This window comes from Caballeronia sp. PC1 (genome assembly GCF_021353155.1).
GTDB lineage: Bacteria > Pseudomonadota > Gammaproteobacteria > Burkholderiales > Burkholderiaceae > Caballeronia > Caballeronia cordobensis.
In genome coordinates this window covers 3,256,104-3,277,415 of the sequence record NZ_JAJUBH010000001.1, presented here as the reverse complement: position 1 = coordinate 3,277,415, position 21,312 = coordinate 3,256,104, and the positions used below count along the sequence as shown (strand labels likewise).

Below are 21,312 nucleotides of genomic sequence, written 5' to 3'. Positions count from 1 at the left end.
CGTCGGGGATTGGGACGCATCCGATGGTAAAATGCGCGGTTCTCCCGTCTTTTCCTTCCGGCTGCGCCTCAATCATGTCCGATATCCGTCCCGATACCCTCTTTGCGCTCACCGCGCTCTCGCCGCTCGACGGCCGCTACGCCGCCAAGACCGAAGCGCTGCGCGACTGGCTTTCCGAAGCAGCGTTCATGCGTCATCGCGTGACGGTCGAGATCCACTGGCTGATCGCGTTGTCGCGCGCGGGCTTCGACGAAGTGCCGCGCTTCTCCGATGCGTCGGAAAAATTCCTGCTCGATCTGGCCGAGCGCTTCACCGCGCGCGACGCCGCGCGCATCAAAGACATCGAGCGCGTCACGAATCACGACGTCAAGGCCGTCGAATACTGGCTCAAGGAATCGGTCAAGGGTCAGCCGGAACTGGAACGCGCAAGCGAGTTCATCCACTTCGCGTGCACGTCGGAAGACATCAACAACACGTCGCACGGGCTGATGCTCGCCGGCGCGCGCGAACGCGTGATCCTGCCCGCACTGCGCTCGGTGCATGAGCGTCTCGTGAAGCTCGCGCACATGCACGCGGAACAGCCGATGCTCTCGCGCACGCATGGCCAGCCCGCCAGCCCGACGACGCTCGGCAAGGAAATCGCGAACGTGGCGGCGCGTCTGTCGCGCGCGATCGAGCGTGTCGCCAGTGTGCCGCTGCTCGGCAAGATGAATGGCGCGGTCGGCAACTACAACGCACATCTGTCGGCGTATCCGGAGTTCGACTGGGAAGCGTTCTCGAAGGATGTCGTCGAAAATCGCCTGAAGCTGACGTTCAATCCGTACACGATCCAGATCGAGCCGCACGACTACATGGCCGAACTGTTCGATGCAGTCGCGCGCGCGAACACCATTCTTCTCGACCTCGACCGCGACGTCTGGGGCTACATCTCGCTCGGCTACTTCAAGCAGAGGACGAAGGCCGGCGAAATCGGCTCGTCGACGATGCCGCACAAGGTCAACCCGATCGACTTCGAAAACTCGGAAGGCAATCTCGGTCTCGCCAACGCGACGCTGCGCCATCTCGCCGACAAGCTGCCGGTCTCGCGCTGGCAGCGCGACCTGACGGACTCGACGGTGCTGCGCAATATCGGCGTGGCGTTCGGCTATTCGCTGCTCGCGTACGACGCGCTGATCCGCGGTCTGGACAAGCTCGAAGTGAACGCGGCGCGTCTGAACGAAGACCTCGACAATACGTGGGAAGTGCTCGCCGAGCCGGTGCAGACGGTGATGCGCCGTTACGGCATCGAGAATCCGTACGAGCAGTTGAAGGAACTGACGCGCGGCAAGGGCATCACGCGCGAGGCACTGCAGACGTTCATCGGCGGACTGGCGATTCCCGCCGAGGCGAAGAAGCTGCTGCTGGAGATGACGCCGGCGTCGTATATCGGCAAGGCGGTCGAGCTGGCGAAACGCATCGCCTAAGTTGAAAAGCCCCGGAAAACCGGGGCTTTTTTCTTGGCGCTTACTGTCGCTTAACGACGGTTACTTACGCGTCTTCAGCTTTTCAAGCACGTTATCGACAATCTGCTCCGGCGTGAGCTCGATGCTCTCCGTGATCGCTTCGTCCTCGCCCGGCTCTTCGAGCGTGTCCAGCTGACTCTGCAGCAGCGACGGATCGAAGAAATGGCCCGTGCGCGAGCCGAGCCGTTCGCGCAGGATCTCCATCGTGCCGTGCAGATAGACGAAGCACACGTCCCGGTCGCCGTCGCGCAGGATTTCGCGATACGAGCGCTTGAGCGACGAACACGTGAACACCGCCGTCTCCCCCGCCCGCTGCTTCTCCTCGATCGCCGCGCGGATCGTCTTCAGCCACGGCCAGCGATCTTCGTCGGTCAGCGGAATGCCCTTGTGCATCTTCTCCTTGTTCGCGGCGCTGTGAAACGCGTCGCCATCGGTGAACGCGCAGTTCAGGCGTTCCGCCAGCATCTCGCCGATGAGCGATTTGCCGGCGCCCGACACACCCATTGCGATCAGAATCATCGATTTCTCCTTACACGAACGCCGCAAGCACGAACGTCAGACCGAGGCCCATCAAGGAAATGATGGTTTCGAGCAACGACCATGTCTTGAACGTCTGGCCGACCGTCATCCCGAAATACTCTTTGATCAGCCAGAAGCCGCCATCGTTCACGTGCGAGAAAATGAGCGAGCCCGAGCCGGTGGCGAGCACCAGCAATTCGGGGCTCGTGTGGCCTCCCGCCGCCGCGGCGATCGGCGCGACGATGCCGCACGCGGTCGTCATCGCTACGGTCGCGGAACCGGTCGCCAGACGAATCAGCGCGGCGACGAACCAGCCGAGCAACAGCGGCGACAGATGCGCCTGCGAAGCGGTAGCGACGATCTGCTGGGAAATGCCGCTGTCGCGCAATACCTGCCCGAAACCACCGCCCGCACCGACGATCAGCGTAATGCCCGCGATCGGCGCGAGACATTCGCCGCAGAACTTCTGGATCTGATCGCGGTTGAAGCCGCGCGCCGCGCCGAAGGTCCAGAAGCTGACAAGCACGGCAATAAGCAGCGCCATGTCCGATTGGCCGATGAAACGCAGCAAGTCGTTCGGCAGGGTTTTCGGCGTGAAGACCAGATCCGCCCAGCTTCCGACGAGCATCAGAATAACCGGCAGCAGAATCGTGAACAGCGTGATGCCGAAGCTCGGCAATTCGCGTTTGACCGAGGTATCGCCGTGCTTTTCGGTGAACTGGTCGGCGAGCGCGTTGGCATCCGGCAGCTTGATGTACTTGTGGATCAGGAGCGCGAACAGCGGGCCCGCGACGATCGCGGTCGGCACGCCGACGATCAGACCATAGGCAATCGTCTTGCCGATATCCGCGTGATATTGCTGCACTGCAAGCAACGCGGCCGGGTGCGGCGGGATCAGACCGTGCACGACCGAGAGACCGGCGACCATCGGCAGACCGATCAGCAGCAGAGACTTGCCCGTGCGCTTGGCGACGTTGAACGCGATCGGAATCAGCAGCACGAAGCCGACCTCGAAGAACACCGGCAAGCCGACGATGATCGCGACGACCATCATCGCCCAATGGATGTTCTTCTCGCCGAACAGATGGATCAGCGTATTGGCGATGCGCTCTGCGCCGCCCGATTCCGCCATCATCTTGCCGAGCATCGTGCCGAGGCCGACGACCACGGCAATATGGCCGAGCGTGTTGCCGTTGCCGGTTTCGAACGACTTCACGATTTTGTCCATCGGCATGCCGACCGCGAGCGCGAGCAGCACGGACACAATCATGAGGACGAGGAACGGGTAAACCTTATAGCGCGCGATCATCAGGATCAGAACTGCGATCGCGATCACCGCGTAGAGCAAGAGCATGCTCCCGTGGACGGCTGGCATAACGCCTCCTTTGATTTTGTTGAGGTTTTTGCGCTATGTATGCGTTTGCCGTCGCTGCACTGCACACCGCGGCAATGTCCGGCAAGCGCAAACACGGCGCTGGGCAACGGAATTTTACTTGTAAGCTGGGAAAGCGGGCGCGAAACGGTGCGCTCGGGCGTGAGCGGCATCGGCGCATCCGCGAGAAAGCACTTCGCGTCGTCGTGACCGCCGTCGTCGCAGCCCGCTACGGTGAACGCACCAGCAGCGTCACATAGCGGCAGGCCGCGCTTCCCACGACTTCGGCAATGCGCAAATCACGGACGACAGACGAACGGAATGACGTGGACGGCGCAGCGTTGAAGCAATCGCATGACCGGAACCGAGGGCGTGCCCTTCGGCGTGGGCCATTTCATCGCCTCGAACGCCAGCGCTTCGGCTACACCGATATACGCCTGACCGCCCCCCGCCCGATGGTCACTGATGCGGCGCGAGTTCACTTGCAGCTCGTGCGAGCCGCGTGACTTCCGCCCAGTCCTGCGCGGCGAGCGCCGCTTTCGGCGTCAGCCACGAACCGCCGACGCACACCACGTTCGGTTGCGCGAGAAAGCTCGTCGCGGTTTCGGCCGTGATGCCGCCCGTCGGACAGATTTTCAGATTCGGAAACGGACCATAGAAGGCTTGCAGCATCGGAATGCCGCCCGCCTGCTGCGCCGGGAAGAACTTGACGATCTCGTAGCCCAGTTCCATCGCCGTGATGATGTCGCTCGGCGTCATGACGCCCGGCAACAGCGGCAATCCGGCGTCCTGCGCGGCCTTGTGCATGTCCTTCGTCAGGCCGGGCGACACGCCGAATTGCGCGCCCGCTTTCTTCGCCTGCGCGCAGTGCTCCGGCTTCGTAATGGTGCCCACGCCAACGACGATATCGTCCGCCAATTGATTCGCGCGCTCGATCGCGGCGATGCCCGCCGGGGTGCGCAGCGTAATCTCCAGCACTTTCACGCCGCCCGCATGCAACGCGCGCGACACGTTTTCGCCCTGCTCGACCGAATCGAAAGCCAGAACCGGAATGACCGGCCCGAGACGCACGATTTCACTTACCGTTTTCATTGATGCTCCTTGTCTGTGCCTGATGGATGCCGCTCAGTGACGCGTGGCATGCGCCTTGTTCAACGCCGATGCCGCCGCGCGCGCGTTTTCGCGCAGCGGATTGCGTTCGTGCCCGGGCGCCGTGGCGTGGGCGTGGCCGTCGTGCGGCGACATCGCGCCGATCAGCGCGCCGAACACCGACGCGCCCTCTTCCGCCGGCAGCGCCGCGCTACGGAACACGCCGAACAGCTCGCGCCCGAAACCCACTTCGTTCTCCGCCTGATGCAGCGGCGCCTGCACGTCGCGAGCGTCCCATTCCTTCGCGTCGATCTCGATGTCGAGCACGCCCGCGGGCGCGTCGATCACGAGCATGTCGCCCGTGCGCACCTTGCCGAGCGGCCCTTGCAACAACGCCTCAGGCGATACGTGAATGACCGCCGGCACCTTGCCCGATGCGCCCGACATGCGCCCATCGGTAACGAGCGCGACGTGGAAGCCCTGATCCTGCAACACGCCAAGCAGCGGCGTCAAACGATGCAGCTCCGGCATGCCGTTCGCGCGCGCGCCCTGGAAGCGCACGACGGCGACGAAATCCCGCTTCAGCTCGCCCTTGTCGAAAGCCTCCTGCACTTGCTCTTGCGAATCGAACACGATGGCCGGCGCCTTCACCACGCGATGCTCCGGCGCGACCGCCGAAATCTTGATGACACCGCGGCCGAGCTTGCCCTGCATCAGGCGCAGGCCGCCGTCCGGCTGGAACGGCTCGCCGATGTGGCGCAGCACTTTCGTGTCGTGACTTTCCGGCGCGCCATCGACCCATTGCAGCTTGCCGTCGATGAGCTTCGGCTCCTTCGTATAGTGCGAAAGTCCCCGGCCTGCGACCGTCTGCACGTCTTCGTGCAGCAGCCCGCCTTCGAGCAGATTGCGCACGAGAAACGCGACGCCGCCCGCTGCGTGAAAGTGATTCACGTCGGCCTTGCCGTTCGGATAAATCTTCGCGAGCAGCGGCACCACTTGCGAGAGTTCGTCGAAATCGTTCCAGTCGATCACGATGCCCGCCGCGCGCGCAATCGCGACCAGATGCAGCGTGTGATTGGTCGAGCCGCCCGTTGCCAGCAGCGCAACGATGCCGTTCACAATCGCTTTTTCATCGACGACATGGCCGATCGGCGTGTAGTTGCCGCGCTCCATCGTCAGATCGAGCACACGGCGCGCCGCCTCGGCGGTGAGCGCATCGCGCAGCGGCGTGTGCGGATGCACGAACGCCGCGCTCGGCAGGTGCAGGCCCATCACTTCCATCAGCATCTGATTGCTGTTGGCCGTGCCGTAGAACGTGCAGGTGCCGTGACTGTGATAAGCCGCCGCTTCCGCTTCGAGCAGCGCGCCGCGGTCGCATTTGCCGGTCGCGAATTCCTGGCGGACCTTGGCTTTTTCGTCGTTCGTGAGGCCGCTCGTCATGGGGCCGGCGGGCACGAAGATCGTCGGCAGATGGCCGAACTGCAGTGCGCCGATCGCCAGGCCCGGCACGATCTTGTCGCACACGCCGAGGCATAGCGCCGCGTCGAACATATTGTGCGTGAGCGCGACGGCCGTGCTCATCGCGATGACTTCACGCGAGAACAGCGAGAGCTCCATGCCCGCGTTGCCCTGCGTGATGCCGTCGCACATGGCGGGCACGCCGCCCGCGAACTGCGCGATGCCACCGTGCTCGCGCGCCGCCTGCTTGATGATGTCCGGAAAACTCTTGTAGGGCGCGTGGGCCGAAAGCATCTCGTTATAAGACGAAACGATGCCGATGTTCGGCTCGCGCACCGCCTTGATCGCGAACTTTTCCTTGTCTTCGAGTCCGGCAAAGCCGTGCGCGAGATTCGCGCATGACAGTGCGCCGCGCGCGGGGAACATGCCGTGCGCCGCGTCGATGCGCGCAAGATAGGCCGCGCGCGTCGGCTTGCTGCGCTCGATGATGCGATCGGTGACTTTTTTGAGTTGCGAATGCGGGGAAACCATCGAAGCTCCTTCGTCTCACTCCCGGCGCGCCTGCCGTCGAGGTTGGGTTGATCACTGCGAGGGACGGCGCTTGATCTTCTATTTGGCCGTGTACGGGCATATTAGTAGAAAAACTACACGATGACAACGGCGTAACGACGCTATCTCATTAAGCGACCGCATAGCTTGAAACCCTTACGTACGCGCGAATCAGGGAAATCCCTGAGGCTTTGGCGCGTTCGAAAATGTAGTATTTGTACAAGCTCGGTCATCGGCTATAGTCCCAAGCAATTTTCAGCATAGGCGAGATTTCCGATGTTGCTGTCCCAAGTCGAAGCGATGCGCGAACAACTGCGGCCGTCCGAGCGCAAGCTGGCAGACTACGTGCTGGAGGCGCCGCGCGAAGTGCTCGACCTTTCCATGACGGATTTCGCCGCGCGCGCCGGCGTGAGCCAGCCCACCATCGCGCGATTCTGTCAGGCGCTTGGCTTTTCCGGCTTCCGCGAATTCAAGATTCGCCTGGCGCAAGGGGTCGCAGGAGATGTGCCCACGGTTTATCGAGACGTGAAAAGCGACGAACCGCCGGCGGGGGTCACGGCGAAGGTGCTTGACCGGACCATAGGTGCGCTGATCGCGGTGCGCAACAGTCTGTCGTCGGACAGCGTCGCCGCGGCTATCGCGATCCTCGCCGAAGCGCGGCGTATTGAGTTCTATGGCGCAGGCGGCTCAGGCATTGCCGCACTCGACATGCAGCACAAGTTCTTCAAACTGGGCGTGCCGTCCGTCGCCTACTCGGATCCGCACACCTACACGACTTCCGCGGCGCTGCTCGGCACGGGCGACGTGGTCGTCGCCATCTCCAATACGGGACGCACGAAAGACATTCTGGATGCGTGCAAATCGGCGCTCGACAGGGGCGCGAAGGTTATCGCGATCACGCACGGCACTTCGCCGCTCGCACGACTGGCGACGGTCGGCCTGTTTGCAAATGTCGATGAAGACACGGATATTTTTTCGCCGATGACATCACGCGTTTCGCATCTTGCGATCGGCGACATTCTGGCGGTGGGGCTGGCGCTGGCGCGCGGTCCGGCGTTGGCGGAGAGGCTCGCCGAGGCGAAAGACGTGCTGGAGAAGCGGCGGGTCGGGGCGTAGCTCAAAACGGCTTGATCACCACCAGCAGCGTCGCGCCGAGCAAACCGAGCACGGGCAGCTCGTTGTACATCCGGTACCACTTATCCGAGCGCGTGTTCTCGCCGCGCTGGAACGTACGCAATAAGCGGCCGCAGTACGCGTGGTAAGCGATCAAAAGCACGACGATGCCAAGCTTCGCATGCAGCCACCCCTGCCCGGCGCCGATTCCGACGACGAGCCACAGCCACAGTCCGCACGCGAGCGCGGGCACCGCGATGAACGTCATGAAGCGAAAGAGTTTCTTCGCCATCAACAGCAGACGCGCGGTGGCCGCCGGATCGGTTTCCATCGCCAGATTCACGAAGATTCGCGGCAGATAAAAGAGCCCCGCGAACCACGAGGCGATCAGCACGATATGCAGCGATTTGATCCAGAGCATCGTTCTCGATTGTTATTGGCGGCTCACTAACGCCTTATTGGCGAATCTCGCCGCGTCCCAGCACCACGTATTTGAGCGATGTCAGGCCTTCCAGCCCGACCGGCCCGCGTGCGTGCAGCTTGTCGTTCGAAATGCCGATTTCCGCGCCCAGGCCGAATTCGAACCCGTCCGCGAAGCGCGTCGACGCGTTGACCATCACGCTCGCCGAATCGACTTCGCGCAGGAAACGCATGGCGCGGTCGTGATCTTCGGTGACGATCGCGTCCGTGTGATGCGAGCCGTATGTGCTGATGTGCTCGATCGCCTCGTCGAGGCCGCCGACGATCTTGATCGACAACACCGGTGCAAGATATTCCGTGCTCCAGTCTTCCTCGGTCGCGTCGACGAGCGAGCCGACGTTCGCCGCTTCCAGCACCGCGCGCGCCTCAGCATCGACGCGCAATTCGACGTCTTTCGCCTGAAATGCCTGCGCGAGTTGCGGCAAGGCCTGCTGCGCGATCCCGCGCGCGACCAGCAACGTTTCCATCGTGTTGCAGGTGCCGTAGCGATGCGTCTTCGCGTTGTCGCAAATGGCCGCGGCCTTCGCGAGATCCGCGCGGTCGTCGACGTAGACGTGACAGATGCCGTCGAGGTGCTTGATCATCGGCACGCGCGATTCTTCCATCAGGCGCGCGATCAGGCTCTTGCCGCCGCGCGGCACGATCACGTCGACGAATTCGGTCATGGTGATGAGTTTGCCGACCGCCGCGCGATCCGCCGTCTCCACGACCTGCACCGCGTCCTGCGGCAACCCGGCCGCGCTCAGCCCGACGCCGATCAGCTTCGCGAGCGCGGTGTTGCATTCGAGCGCCTCGGAGCCGCCGCGCAAAATGGTGGCGTTGCCGGACTTGAGACACAGCGCGGCAGCATCGATCGTCACGTTCGGACGCGATTCGTAAATGATGCCGATGACCCCGAGCGGCACGCGCATCTGCCCGACCTGGATGCCGCTCGGACGGAACTTGAGCCCGCTGATCTCGCCGATCGGATCGGCGAGCGCGGCGACCTGGCGCAAGCCTTCGATCATCGTGTTCAGCGCCTTGTCGGAAAGCGTCAGGCGGTCGATGAAGGCTGCGTCGTGGCCCTTTTCGCGGGCGCGGGCGAGATCGCGCGCGTTCGCCTGCTTGAGCGCCTCACGCTCGCGTTCGATCGCTTCGGCGACCGCCAGCAGCGCGGCGTTCTTCGCGGCCGTCGACGCACGCGCCATCGCGCGCGACGCCGCACGTGCGCGGCGGCCGAGGTCGGTCATGTATTGATCGATGTTCATCGTGGGGTTCTCAGCGCGTTTCGGGCGGCATCCGTTTCGATGCGAATACCGACACCCAGGAAGATGATTCTAAGCCGTTGCGCGAATTGCAACAGCCTGCAACAAAGCGTCCTAGCGACGCGGTCGCGGCGCGGTCGCCGCCTGCGCTGGCTTGCCGCCCGCGACGGCCATCGCCAGTTCGAACATGCCGGCCCACGGATCGGGCGGCGGTTCGCTGCCGCGCTTGCCCGTGCTGCCCGACAGGCCTTTCACCTGCCGATCCAGCCGCGCCGCGAGCGACAGCGCTTTTTCCAGCGCGTCATCGGTCACACGCGCGAGCGCCGGGCCGATCAGCCGTTCGCGCGGCCCCCAGACGCGGTTCTCGCGCAGGAGCGTGGCAAGCGGCTTGCCCGCCGCGACGCCGCGCTTGATGCGCAAGAGCGTACGCACTTCCTCGACGAGCGCCCACAACACGAGCACCGCGGCCTCGCCCTCGCCCTTCAGGCCATCGAGCATGCGCGCGAGCCGGCCGATATCGCCCGTCAGCATGGCCTCGTTGAGCTTGAAGACGTCGTAGCGCGCGACGTTCAGCACGGCGTCGTGGATCTGCTCGAAGGTGAGCACGCCTTCGGGATACAGCAGCCCGAGCTTCTGAATTTCCTGATGCGCGGCAAGCAGATTGCCTTCCACCCGTTCCGCGATGAACGACAGCGCGCGCCGCCCTTCTTCGCCCGGCGCGACGCGCTGGCCTTGCTGCGCGAGGCGCTGGCCGACCCACATCGGTAACTGCGCACGTTCGATCGGATCGATCTTCAACGCGACGCCCGCGCCGGTCAACGCCGTGAACCACGCGGTTTTCTGCGTCGCGCCGTCCACGCGCGGCAGGGTGACGAGCGTGACCACGTCGGGGTTGTCGGCGGCGGCGAGCATCTTCAGCGCTTCGCCGCCTTCCTTGCCCGGCTTGCCCGTCGGAATGCGCAGTTCGATCAGTTGCCGGTCGCCGAAAAGCGACATCGACTGCGTCGCGCCGATAAGCGTGCTCCAGTCGAAACCACGCTCGACGGTGAATACCGCGCGGTCGGTGAAACCGCCCGCGCGCGCCGCCGCCCGGATGCGGTCGCACGCTTCCTGCGCGAGCAGATGCTCGTCGCCGTAGACGACGTATAGACCCTTCAGGCCTTTCGCAAGGTGCGCTTCGAGCGCGTCGAGCTTCAGTTGCATGTGCCAGTCGAATGCGGTCGATCAGAGCGGTGGTACCGGCAGCGGCGCACGTGGCGCGACGCCCGGCGTCTGCTCGCCCGGCGCCGGATGCAGCGAGCGCACCGTGGCGAGCCGGCGCGTCAACTGATCGACGGCGTCGTTGCGCATGTCGTTGTAGAGCAGCGTCGCCTCCTGCGATTTCGCGAGCGTGTACTGATCGCTATACGTCATCGAGCGATTCAGCGCGATGGCGCTCGGCGGAATCAGCACCGTGCCGTCGGCGCCGGTCAGAAAATAGCTCAGGTTGTAGACCAGTTCGTATTCCTGCACCACGCCTTGCGCGTTCAGGCTGAGCGTACGGGAGCCCTGGCCTTCCGACAGATTGAGCGTTGCTTCGGGCTTCTCGGACGGCCGGACGATCACCGTGTCGCTGCCGCCCTGAACCATGCGTTCGAGGCGCGCGACCATCTGCGGCGTGCCGCCCGCGATCGCGAGCCGCTTGAACGCGTAATCCTGCTGGCCGCGCAACTGGAAGCCGCACGCGGACAGCGCCGCCGCGCCGCCCAGCAGCGCCAGAAACGAGCGTCTGCTCATGCCGGCTTCACGATTCACATCGACTCCCCTGATCTTGCGCATCAGACGACCACGTTCACGAGACGTCCCGGCACCACGACGACCTTTTTCGGCGCGCGGCCTTCCGAGAACTTTTCGAACATTTCATGCGCGATGGCGGCCTGTTCGATGCTCTCACGCGACGCATCCTTCGCGACCGTCAGCGCGCCACGCACCTTGCCGTTGACCTGCAGCACAAGCTCGATCTCCGATTGCTCCAGCGCGGCTTCGTCGACTTTCGGCCAGGGCGCGTCGAGCAGCGGACCGAATTCCTTCTCGTAGCCGAGTTCGGACCACAACTGGAACGTCAGATGCGGCACGACCGGATACAGCACGCGCAGCAGCACGCCGAAGGTTTCATTCAGCAGGCCTTCGCCCGCGCTCTTCGCGCCTTCGAGCGCGTTGAGCATCTTCATCGCCGCGGAGACGACCGTGTTGTACTGAAGGCGGCCGTAGTCGAAATCGGCCTGTTTCAGCACGGTGTAGATTTCGCGGCGCAGCGCACGGCCGGCGTCGTCGAGCTTCGACGCATCGAGCTTCGCGTGATGGCGCAGCACCTCGGCATTGCCGTGAGCGAAGTGCCACACGCGGCGCAGGAAACGGCTCGCGCCTTCCACGCCCGCACCCGACCATTCGAGCGATTGCTCCGGCGGGGCCGCGAACATCACGAACAGGCGCGCGGTGTCCGCGCCGTATTGATCGATCAGCGTCTGCGGATCGACCCCGTTGTTCTTCGACTTCGACATCTTCTCGACGCCGCCGAGCACGACCGGCTGACCATCGGCGTTCAGCGTCGCGCCGGTCGGACGGCCCTTGTCGTCGTGCGTGACGGTGACATCGAGCGGGTTGTACCAGGTCTTCTTGCCCGACGCGTCTTCACGATAGAACGTTTCGTTCAGCACCATGCCCTGCGTGAGCAGGTTCTTCGCCGGTTCGCCGAACTTGACGAGGCCCATGTCGCGCATGACCTTGGTCCAGAAGCGCGAGTACAGCAAGTGCAGAATCGCGTGCTCGATGCCGCCGATGTACTGATCCATCGGCATCCAGTAGTCGGTGCGCTCGTCGACCATCGTCTTGGCGTCCGGCGCGCTGTAGCGCGAGAAGTACCAGGACGAATCGACGAAGGTGTCCATCGTGTCGGTTTCGCGTTTGGCCGCCGCGCCGCACTTCGGGCACGCGCAGTTCAGGAACGCTTCGGACTTCGCAAGCGGATTGCCCGTGCCGTCCGGCACGAGATCTTCCGGCAAGACGACGGGCAAATCCTTCTCCGGCACCGGCACGTCGCCGCAGCTCGGGCAGTGGATGATCGGAATCGGCGTGCCCCAGTAACGCTGGCGCGAGATGCCCCAGTCGCGTAGACGCCACGTGACCTGCTTGTCGCCGAGATCCTTCGCTTTCAGGTCCGCGGCGATGGCGTTGATCGCTTCTTCCGTGGTCATGCCGTCGTACTTGCCGCTGTTGATGAGCTTGCCCGCGGTCTTGTCGCCGTACCACTCTTCCCATGCGTCGGTCGAATACGTCTTGCCTTCGATCTCGATGACCTGATTGATCGGCAAGCCGTACTTCTTCGCAAACGCGAAGTCGCGCTCGTCGTGCGACGGCACGCCCATGACCGCGCCTTCGCCATAGGACATGAGCACGTAATTGCCGATCCACACTTCGACCTGCGCGCCCGTCAGCGGATGCGTAACGAAAAAGCCGGTCGGCACGCCCTTCTTTTCCATCGTCGCGACGTCGGCTTCAGCGACGCCGCCGCGCTTGCATTCGTCGATGAACGCCTGCAGGTCCGCGTTGTCGCGCGCAAGGCGCGTGGCGAGCGGATGCTCTGCCGCGACCGCCGCGAAGGTGACGCCCATGATCGTGTCGGCGCGCGTAGTAAAGACGCGCAGCAGTTTCGCTTCGCCGTCGGATTCATACGGGAAGCCGAAGTTCACGCCGAAACTCTTGCCGATCCAGTTCTGCTGCATGATCTTGACGCGCTCGGGCCAGCCGAGCCCTTCGAGATCGTCGAGCAGTTGATCCGCGTAATCGGTGATGCGCAGGTAGTACATCGGGATTTCGCGCTTTTCGACGAGCGCGCCCGAGCGCCAGCCGCGCCCGTCGATGACCTGTTCGTTCGCCAGCACGGTCTGATCGACCGGGTCCCAGTTCACCGTGCCCGTTTTCTTGTACGCGATGCCCTTTTCGAGCATCTTGAGGAACAGCCACTGGTTCCACTTGTAGTAATCCGGCGAGCAGGTGGCGACTTCGCGCGACCAGTCGATGGCGAGGCCCATCGACTGCATCTGCTTCTTCATGTACGCGATGTTCTCGTACGTCCACTTCGCCGGCGGCACGTGGTTGGCCATCGCCGCGTTTTCCGCGGGCATGCCGAACGCGTCCCAGCCCATCGGCATCAGCGTGTTGTAACCGTTCATGCGCAGATAGCGGTACATCACGTCGTTGATGGTGTAGTTGCGCACGTGCCCCATATGCAACTTGCCCGACGGATACGGCAGCATCGAGACGCAGTAGAACTTGGGCTTGGCCGACGTCTCGGTCGTCCGGTAGACGTCGTTCGCGCGCCAGTTGCTCTGCGCGGCGGATTCGACGTCGGCGGGTACGTATTTATCGTGCATGGTGTGGTTTGGCTTTCGGCAAATGCTGGGAACGGACCTCGGGACCGGCCGCTTTCGCTTCAGGGCGTCGGGCGACGAGTCCAAGCGCTGCGGCATTGCTGACACGGCGCGGCGTCGGAATTCGGGCCTGCTGGCTGTAGCCAAGCCCGCCGAACAGGGAAATCGCGATTATACCGTTCGATGCGCGGCAACTCGCGCGCTTATTGCGCCGGGGCCTGCGCCTGGCTTTTTGCCGGCGGCCGAACTGGCTGCGTGACGAAACCGATGCGTTCCAACCCCGCACCCTGCGCCGCGCCCATCACCTGAGCGATGACGTCATAACGCGTCGCGCCCGATGCGCGCACATGCAGCTCCGGCTTCTGCGCCGCCTTCCCCGCCTCGGCGAAACGCGCGCGCATCTGATCGAGACTGACCGGCGAATCGTTCCAGAAAAGCTTGCCGGCGTCGTCGATGGAAAGTGTGATGGTCTGCGGCGTTTCGCGCACGGGCTGCGACGCGACCTTGGGCAAATCCAGCCGGATCGCGTGCGTAAAGAGCGGCGCGGTGATGATGAAGATGACGAGCAGAACGAGCATGACGTCGATGAGCGGCGTCATGTTGATGTCCGCCATCGGCTGGCCGTTGGATTGCTTGTCGAGTCCGCCGAAGGCCATCGCTGCGCGCTCCTACTCCGCCGGGCCGCAGACGAACGCGTGCAGATCGTGCGCGAAGCCGTCGAGCTCCTCGGAAATCTGCCGGACGTAGCGCCCAAGCACGTTGTACGCGAGCACGGCGGGGATTGCGACCACGAGCCCGAACGCCGTCATGATGAGCGCCTCGCCGACCGGCCCTGCGACGTTTTCGATCATCGCCTGCCCGCTCGACGCGATGCTGCTGAGCGCGTGATAGATGCCCCACACGGTGCCGAGCAAGCCGACGAACGGCGCCGTGCTGCCCACCGATGCGAGCAGAACCTGACCGAATTCGAGCCTTCGTTGCGAACGCAGCAACGCGTGGCGCAGTGCGCGCAGCACGCGTTCGCTACGCTCGACGCGCGCGAGCATGGCGCCGGGCATCTCGGCTTCGGACGCGCGCCATGCGGCTTCGGCGAGCGGCAGGAACACACGCTCGCGATCCGCGCGCTGCAAGGCGCCGATGCCGTCTTTCAGGTTCGCCGCCTGCCAGAAGCGCTGCAAGGCGCGCGGGCCTTGCCACTTCGCGCGCGCGAGAATCCACGCCTTCACGAGCAGGAAACACCAGCTCGCGAGCGACATGGCGAGCAGCAAGCCGGCGACCGCGTGCGTGACGGCATCGCCGGATTGCAGATAGTGGATAACGCCCGTTGCGGCCATCGTCGAAAGCAGCGATCAGCGCAGGCCGAGCACGTCCTGCATGTCGAAGAAGCCCTTGTCGTGCCCTTGCAGGAAACGCGCGGCGCGCAGCGCGCCCTGTGCGTACGACAGGCGGTTCGCCGACTTGTGCGTGATCTCGACACGCTCGCCGATGCCCGCGAAGAGCACCGTGTGATCGCCGACGATATCGCCGCCGCGAATCGCGGAAAAGCCGATCGTGGACGGATCGCGCTCGCCCGTCACGCCTTCGCGCGCGTACACGGCGCAGTCCTTCAGATCGCGGCCGAGCGCATGGGCGATGACTTCGCCCATCGCGAGCGCCGTGCCCGACGGCGCATCGACCTTGTGCCGGTGATGCGCCTCGATCACCTCGATGTCGTAGCCCTGCGCGAAGTGCTTCGCGGCGAATTCGAGCAGCTTGAGCGTGACGTTCACGCCAACGCTCATGTTCGGCGCGAATACGACGCCGATCTTCTCGCCCGCCTTGTGGAGTTGCGCCTTTTGTTCGTCGGAGAAACCGGTCGTGCCGACGATCATCTTCACGCCGTGGCGCAGCGCCGCTTCGAGATGCGCGATCGTGCCTTCGGGGCGCGTGAAGTCGATCAGATAATCGGCATCGGCAAAGACGCGCTCGATGTCGTCGGTCAGCAGCACGCCCGTGGTCTTGCCGAGGAACGCGCCCGCATCTTGCCCGAGCTGCGGCACGCCCGGCCGGTCGAGTGCGCCGGCGAGTTGCGCGTCCGGATCGTTGAGAACGGTTTCGATCAGCATCCGGCCCATGCGGCCCGATGCGCCGGCGATGGCGATCTTCATGGCTGTCTCTCGATGAGTCGCGCGACGAACGCGCGGCGAATGATGCGGATGTGCCCTTCTGGCGCGAAGCGCGCCGTGAGGGACGCGCTTCGCGGCCGGAGAGCCGGGTTTATTGCGGCATGGTGAACTGCGTCTGACCGCTCGCGTTGGCCGGTGTCGGCGACGTGCTCGCCGGCCCCACCGCGCTGCTGTCCGGAATGTTGATCGTCTGCGGCCGGCGCTGCAATTGAATCTGCGAATTGCTGCCGGAACTGCTGTTCGATCCGGGCGCGCCGCCGGAGGTCGTCGGCGCATTGCTGAACGCGGACGAACGCTGACGGCCGGTGGGCATGTCCACTTGCGCCGTCGCGCGGTTGGCGGCCTGCGCGGCTTCCTGATTGGCGTCGCCTGCGAAGGCCGCGGAAGCGTTCGGCTGCGTGGACGGCTCGCCGACCGGCGCGGTCACGGCCACCGACGACGACGCGGGCGACGCCGCGGGAACCGGCTTCGCGACCTTGACGCCCTTGTCGCCGTCGATTTCCGCGAGCAGCTCCAGGTTCGACGGAAGGTTCTCGCCGCCCGACCAGCTCACGACCCGGTCGCTCGCGAAGTTCACGACGAAATCACGCTGCTGCACGATGGACGTCGATCCGCGCTTGAAGTAGAAGACGTAGTCCCAGCGGTCCGCGTGAAACATGTCGGTCAAAAGCGGCGTGCCGAGCAGTTGCTTCACCTGGTCGCGCGACATGCCGACCTGCATCTGACTGGCCGCTTCCTGCGAAACGAAGTTGCCCTGCACGACCGTGATCCGATACGGTGTGATGCTTTGCGCGATCTTCTGCGTAACGCTGTCGTACGCCGAACAGCCGGCGAGCAATGCGGCCAAGGTTGCTGCAATCACGGTTCCCCGCATGCGACGGCTCTCCCTGCAATTCGATAAAGATTTTGAAAACATTTGACCTTTCACGCGAGACGCGCCGAGGCCGCGCCCCTTTCGTCCGATTCGCCTTGACTCCTCACGGGATGTCAGGAATTGGAAAAACGCATTACTATGAGAACCTTGAATTGTACTCTAGGGATGCCTAGCCATGACCAATCCCGCCGATCTCAAAAATATCGGGCTCAAGGCGACCCTGCCCCGCCTCAAGATTCTCGAAATTTTTCAGCATAGTCCGGTGCGCCATCTGACCGCCGAAGACGTGTATCGAAGCCTGCTCAACGAAGAGCTGGATATCGGTCTCGCCACGGTTTATCGCGTGCTTACGCAGTTCGAGCAAGCCGGCCTGCTTTCGCGAAGCAATTTCGAATCGGGCAAGGCCGTATTCGAGCTCAACGAGGGATCGCATCATGATCACCTCGTGTGCATCGACTGCGGCCGTGTCGAAGAGTTCTTCGATGCCGAGATCGAACGCCGCCAGCAATCGATCGCGAAGGAACGCGGCTTCAAGCTCCACGAGCATGCGCTCGCGCTGTACGGCACGTGCACGAAGGAAAACTGTCCGCACCGCAAGCACTGAGCGTCGCGCGCCGGTTTTATCGGCTCGAAAGAAAACCGCCGTCCATCTCGCGATGGACGGCGGTTTCGTTTCGCCCTTACGTTCTTGCGTCTGCAACCGATTCGCAGTCGCATTTCGATTCGCGTATTACGCCGCGCGCGCCGCCGACGAGTCGATCAGCGTATAGCGTTCGGGCAAGTCGATCTCGTCGCAATTCGGCAGATCGCCGCCGCGATCCACGACGATGAAATCGCCCGCCGTATCGAGCACGACGAGCGGGTGATGCCACACGCCGCGCGCATAGTTCACGCCCTGCCAGCCGTGCGCCTGGAACGCGCGCAGGCCGGTCGCATCGAACTCGCCCGCCGGCGCCACGACGATGAGATAGCGCACGTCGCCGAGCGGCACGAAGGCCTGGCTGCCGAGCGGATGCCGCTCCATCATCGAGATCACGACCGGCTGCGCGCGCGGCTGTCCTCGAAACACGTTGATGAGCGGCCGCCCGCCGCTTTCGAAGCCGACATCCACGTTCGCGAGATCGTGAAAGCGTTCGGTCGTGCCCGCGTTGATCGGAAAATGGCGCGCGCCTTCGAGTTCGATGACATCGCCGAACGGGGCGAAGGCTTCGCGCGTGAGCGGTTCCAATCTGAGCGATTTCATTCGAGTTCCCCGAAAATGCGCAGCCGCGATACGCCGCCGTCCGGATAGATGTTGAAGCGCACGTGCGTGACGGGCCCGAGCGCGGCAATCTCCTTCTCGAAGCGATGCACGTTGTCCATCGAGAGCTTCTGCTCATCGAGCAGGACAGGCCAGAACATCGCCTGCGTGACGAGCGATTCGTCCGTGCCGCCCTCGACGCGCGCCGCCTGCAGCGAGCAGCGGTCCGGATAGTTGCCCTTGAAGTGCGCGGTATCGACTTCGATGGCGCGGATCACGCCGGGATTCGCCAGCGCGACGATCGCCCAATCGTTGCCGGGCTCGCGACGCCGGCGCGTTTCCCAGCCGTCGCCCATGTTCACGCCGCGTCCGGGCATCAGCATTTGCGATGCGGGGCCGAAGTGCTGATTGTTCGCCGCGACGAGATACGCGCCGTTCTCGATCGCCGCGAGATCGAGCAGCGTGCCGCGTTCGACGCGCGAAAAATCCGTCTTCGGCTGGCCGTAGACGCGCAGCCGCGCGATGCCGCCATCGGGATAAATGTTCACGCGCAGATGCGTGTAGGCGCGCGTATCGGCGATCTCGAGATAGTGATGATGATTGCCCTGCAAGGTCGTCGAGGGCACGATCTCGCGCCAGTCGCCGTCGTCCTGAGGATTCGCGCTTTCGCTATAGCACGCGTCGATCGACGCCGCCGGCGGGAAGTTGCCGGTGAAGTGGCTCGTATCGATGTCGATGCCGTGAATCACGCCCGCGCGCGCCAGTTTGACGATGCAGTAGTCGTAGCCCGTCGTGCGCTTGCGACGCGTTTCCCAGCCGTCCATCCACTTGCCGTGCTCGTCGTACTTGCCGGGGATGAACACGGCGGGCTGCGGCTCCAGCATGCGGTCTTTCGGTGCGAAGAATTCGTCGGTGGCGAAAAGCGCCTGCGCGCCGAGCCGCGGGTCCGCGAGATTCATGTAGCGGCGGGCGAAAGCGGGAGCGTCTGCGTCGAGAATCGGGTTGGCCATTTTGCGTGTCTCTCAGTGATTGACGGGTGATCAGATTGCGTGTGCATGTTCGTTGCCGTGCGCGGGTTCCGGCGCGGCGGGCACGAAGCGGTAATCGGCGTCCTGGTCGAGCACGCGTTTGGCGCGCGCCCGGTCGATGTCGTTTTCCCACACGGCGACGACCACCGTCGCCACGCAGTTGCCGATCAGATTGGTGACGGCCCGCGCAATGCCGACGAACCAGTCGACCGGCAGGATCAGCACGAGGCCGAGCACGGGAATCGCGGGAATCGCCGAAAGCGTTGCAGCAAGAATGACGATCGCCGAGCCGGGAATGCCGTGCGCGCCCTTCGACGTCACCAGCGAGACGAGCACGACGACGATCAGGTCATGCATCGACAACGGCGTGTTGGTCGCCTGCGCAATGAAGATCACCGCGAGCGTGAGATAGATCGAAAAGCCGTCGAGGTTGAACGAGTAGCCGGTCGGAATCACGAGACCGACGGTTGAATCCTTCACGCCCATCCATTCGAGCTTGCGCATGATCTGCGGCAGCACCGCATCCGACGAAGCCGTGCCGAGCACGATCGACAGTTCCTCGCGCAGATACCGCACGAGCTTGAAGATCGAGAAGCCCGCGAGGCGCATCACGATCGCCAGCACGACGAACACGAACAGGAAGCAGCTCGCGTAGAACACCATCACGAGCAGGCCCAGTTGCTTGAGCGACGCCACGCCGTACTGGCCGGTGGTGAACGCAATCGCGCCGAGCACGCCGAGCGGCGCGAGCTTGATGATGAACGCCATGATGCGGAAGAACACGTTCGACAGTTCGTCGATAAAAACCGTCACGCGCTGCGCCTTCTCGCCGAGCATCGAGAGCGCCGCGCCAAACAGGATCGCGAACACGAGCACCTGAAGAATGTCGCCTTTCGCGAAGGCATCGATCGCGGTGTCCGGAATGATCTTCAGCAGGAAGCCCGCCGTGTCCTTCAGGCTCTTCGCGTGCTCCGTGTAGGTCGTGAGCGACGCCGCATTGAGCGTATGCAGATCGATGTTCATGCCGACGCCCGGCCGCGTGACCCACGCGAGAATCGCGCCGATGACGAGCGCAAGCGTGGTCATGATCTCGAAGTAGATCACGGCCTTCAGCCCGACGCGCCCGACCTTCTTGAGATCGCCCGCGCTCGCCATGCCGCTCACGACGACGCAGAACACGATCGGTGCGATCACCATCTTGATGAGCTTCAGAAAACCGTCGCCCAATGGCCGCAACGACTGGCCGAAATGCGGAAACAACGCGCCTACCACCACGCCGATGACCAGCGCGATCATCACTCTGCCGAACAGCGAATTCAGAAATCTCAACACGACCGTCTCCTCGTGTAATGTCCCAGGATCAGAGCAACTGTTCCGACTGGTCGGACCAGTGCTGTGATGGGGAATATTAGAAAGCCGATATAACCCAGTCAAGGAAGTCGTCGTAACGGTTTACCCTGTCTAAAGCAGGCACGGAAATGCACGCCAGACGGTGGTTCACACGGGCGCGCGGGACGCGCATACAATGGCGGTCAGACCGGCCAATACAGTTTTCTTCTTATGAAAAACGTTCCTCACACCGTGACCGACGCCGCGATCGCCACGATTCGCGAGCGCATCGAATCGAGCGTGTATCCGGTCGGGAGCCTGCTGCCGGCGCAGCGGCAGCTATCGGAGGAACTGGCGATCAGCCGGGCGTCGCTGCGCGAGGCGCTTTCCACGCTCGAAGCGCTCGGCATGCTGCATATCCGTCCGGGCAAAGGCGTGTACGTGAGCAGCGCGCAGGCGAGCAACGCGCACCCGTGGCGTTTCGCGGATCAGGCGTCGTTGCCCGATACGTATCAGATGCGTTTTGCGCTGGAAGGATTCGTCGCGCGGCTCGCGGCGCATTCCATCGGCGATGCGGATATCGACTGGCTCGACGACAATCTCGATTCGCTGCATGGCGCGTTGACGGAATCCGCGCTCGAAGAAGCCGCGCAACTGGATTTCGCGTTCCACATGCGTATCGTGAGTCTCGCGGGCAATGCGGCGATCGAATCGATTCTGCGCGGCAGCGCCGACATCATGAAGGAAAGCCAGCGCCTGCCGTTCTATCGGCGTGAGCTGGTGCTCTCGACGTACCACGAACACGCGGTGATCATCGAAGCATTGAAGGCGCGCGACGGCGAAAAGGCGGGACGCGCGATCGAAGGCCATATCGTGAATGCCGCGCAGCGCGCGGGCGTCCACTTTCCCGTTCCGAACAAGGCATGAAAAAAGCCGCTCCG

21 protein-coding genes are annotated in these 21,312 nt (G+C 63.7%); 5 read left to right on the top strand and 16 right to left on the bottom strand.

The genetic code is table 11. From position 1 onward, the window contains the following. Nucleotides 1-74 precede the first annotated feature (74 nt). Entirely contained in the window at nt 75-1,463 is a 1,389-nt protein-coding gene (gene purB / locus LY284_RS15725; protein ID WP_233387082.1) for an adenylosuccinate lyase, read from the top strand. Nucleotides 1,464-1,523: 60 nt separating this feature from the next. On the opposite strand, the gene LY284_RS15720 is transcribed toward purB, so the two are convergent. Then, on the bottom strand, nt 1,524-2,021 hold the full coding sequence (locus LY284_RS15720) for a gluconokinase (protein ID WP_233387079.1): 498 nt from the start codon (nt 2,019-2,021) through the stop codon (nt 1,524-1,526). A 10-nt stretch (nt 2,022-2,031) separates the two neighbouring features. Beyond that, nucleotides 2,032-3,396: a GntP family permease gene (locus LY284_RS15715; protein WP_045451034.1), complete on the bottom strand. Its 1,365-nt coding sequence runs from the start codon at nt 3,394-3,396 to the stop codon at nt 2,032-2,034. Here LY284_RS15715 and LY284_RS15710 point away from each other — a divergent pair. After that, nucleotides 3,382-3,603: a hypothetical protein gene (locus LY284_RS15710; RefSeq protein WP_148276058.1), complete on the top strand. Its 222-nt coding sequence runs from the start codon at nt 3,382-3,384 to the stop codon at nt 3,601-3,603. The two genes, LY284_RS15715 and LY284_RS15710, sit on opposite strands and share 15 nt — an antisense overlap. Nucleotides 3,604-3,852: 249 nt before the next feature. On the opposite strand, the gene eda is transcribed toward LY284_RS15710, so the two are convergent. Together eda and edd are read right to left on the bottom strand one after the other, a co-directional pair. Then, entirely contained in the window at nt 3,853-4,485 is a 633-nt protein-coding gene (gene eda / locus LY284_RS15705; protein WP_233387077.1) for a bifunctional 4-hydroxy-2-oxoglutarate aldolase/2-dehydro-3-deoxy-phosphogluconate aldolase, read from the bottom strand. 33 nt (nt 4,486-4,518) lie between these two features. Next, the gene (gene edd / locus LY284_RS15700; RefSeq protein ID WP_045451035.1) at nt 4,519-6,471 is read right to left on the bottom strand and encodes a phosphogluconate dehydratase; all 1,953 of its coding nucleotides are present in this window, start codon (nt 6,469-6,471) and stop codon (nt 4,519-4,521) included. A gap of 294 nt (nt 6,472-6,765) precedes the next feature. Here edd and LY284_RS15695 point away from each other — a divergent pair, with 294 nt between their 5' ends. Further along, nucleotides 6,766-7,605, top strand: coding sequence for a MurR/RpiR family transcriptional regulator (locus LY284_RS15695; protein ID WP_045451036.1), 840 nt, complete (start codon nt 6,766-6,768; stop codon nt 7,603-7,605). Between the two features lies 1 nt (nt 7,606). Here the strand turns inward: LY284_RS15695 and LY284_RS15690 are convergent, their stop codons facing one another. From LY284_RS15690 to LY284_RS15650, 9 genes are all read right to left on the bottom strand, one after another. Then, nucleotides 7,607-8,023 (bottom strand): CopD family protein, encoded by a 417-nt coding sequence (locus LY284_RS15690; protein WP_053568759.1) that lies wholly within the window; start codon nt 8,021-8,023, stop codon nt 7,607-7,609. A gap of 34 nt (nt 8,024-8,057) precedes the next feature. Next, complete coding sequence (locus tag LY284_RS15685) at nt 8,058-9,329, bottom strand: glutamate-5-semialdehyde dehydrogenase (RefSeq protein WP_233387075.1); 1,272 nt, start codon at nt 9,327-9,329, stop codon at nt 8,058-8,060. 111 nt (nt 9,330-9,440) lie between these two features. Then, nucleotides 9,441-10,529, bottom strand: a complete 1,089-nt coding sequence (gene holA, locus LY284_RS15680; RefSeq protein ID WP_233387073.1) for a DNA polymerase III subunit delta — start codon at nt 10,527-10,529, stop codon at nt 9,441-9,443. 21 nt (nt 10,530-10,550) lie between these two features. Beyond that, nucleotides 10,551-11,102: an LPS assembly lipoprotein LptE gene (gene lptE, locus LY284_RS15675; protein WP_233387062.1), complete on the bottom strand. Its 552-nt coding sequence runs from the start codon at nt 11,100-11,102 to the stop codon at nt 10,551-10,553. A 41-nt stretch (nt 11,103-11,143) separates the two neighbouring features. Next, nucleotides 11,144-13,738, bottom strand: coding sequence for a leucine--tRNA ligase (leuS, locus tag LY284_RS15670; protein ID WP_233387053.1), 2,595 nt, complete (start codon nt 13,736-13,738; stop codon nt 11,144-11,146). 200 nt (nt 13,739-13,938) lie between these two features. Then, on the bottom strand, nt 13,939-14,391 hold the full coding sequence (locus LY284_RS15665; RefSeq protein WP_045451040.1) for a biopolymer transporter ExbD: 453 nt from the start codon (nt 14,389-14,391) through the stop codon (nt 13,939-13,941). A 12-nt stretch (nt 14,392-14,403) separates the two neighbouring features. Next, the gene (locus LY284_RS15660; protein WP_233387037.1) at nt 14,404-15,069 is read right to left on the bottom strand and encodes a MotA/TolQ/ExbB proton channel family protein; all 666 of its coding nucleotides are present in this window, start codon (nt 15,067-15,069) and stop codon (nt 14,404-14,406) included. Between the two features lie 15 nt (nt 15,070-15,084). After that, nucleotides 15,085-15,882 carry a 4-hydroxy-tetrahydrodipicolinate reductase gene (gene dapB, locus LY284_RS15655; RefSeq protein ID WP_014192254.1) on the bottom strand — a complete coding sequence of 266 codons (798 nt, stop codon included), beginning with the start codon at nt 15,880-15,882 and terminating at the stop codon, nt 15,085-15,087. A 109-nt stretch (nt 15,883-15,991) separates the two neighbouring features. Then, nucleotides 15,992-16,774, bottom strand: a complete 783-nt coding sequence (locus LY284_RS15650; protein ID WP_014192255.1) for an outer membrane protein assembly factor BamE — start codon at nt 16,772-16,774, stop codon at nt 15,992-15,994. A gap of 175 nt (nt 16,775-16,949) precedes the next feature. Here LY284_RS15650 and fur point away from each other — a divergent pair, with 175 nt between their 5' ends. After that, nucleotides 16,950-17,378, top strand: coding sequence for a ferric iron uptake transcriptional regulator (gene fur / locus LY284_RS15645; protein ID WP_014192256.1), 429 nt, complete (start codon nt 16,950-16,952; stop codon nt 17,376-17,378). A gap of 126 nt (nt 17,379-17,504) precedes the next feature. On the opposite strand, the gene LY284_RS15640 is transcribed toward fur, so the two are convergent. The 3 genes from LY284_RS15640 to LY284_RS15630 are packed head-to-tail and all read right to left on the bottom strand — an operon-like array spanning nt 17,505 to nt 20,374. Then, nucleotides 17,505-18,017, bottom strand: a complete 513-nt coding sequence (locus LY284_RS15640; protein WP_233387035.1) for an ureidoglycolate lyase — start codon at nt 18,015-18,017, stop codon at nt 17,505-17,507. Next, nucleotides 18,014-19,024 carry an allantoicase gene (gene alc / locus LY284_RS15635; RefSeq protein ID WP_233387034.1) on the bottom strand — a complete coding sequence of 337 codons (1,011 nt, stop codon included), beginning with the start codon at nt 19,022-19,024 and terminating at the stop codon, nt 18,014-18,016. Before alc ends, LY284_RS15640 begins: the two co-directional genes overlap by 4 nt. A gap of 30 nt (nt 19,025-19,054) precedes the next feature. Next, nucleotides 19,055-20,374 carry a C4-dicarboxylate transporter DctA gene (locus LY284_RS15630; RefSeq protein WP_014192259.1) on the bottom strand — a complete coding sequence of 440 codons (1,320 nt, stop codon included), beginning with the start codon at nt 20,372-20,374 and terminating at the stop codon, nt 19,055-19,057. A gap of 228 nt (nt 20,375-20,602) precedes the next feature. Between LY284_RS15630 and LY284_RS15625 the strand changes: the two genes are divergently transcribed. Continuing rightward, nucleotides 20,603-21,298 (top strand): FadR/GntR family transcriptional regulator, encoded by a 696-nt coding sequence (locus tag LY284_RS15625; RefSeq protein ID WP_014192260.1) that lies wholly within the window; start codon nt 20,603-20,605, stop codon nt 21,296-21,298. Nucleotides 21,299-21,312 lie beyond the last annotated feature (14 nt).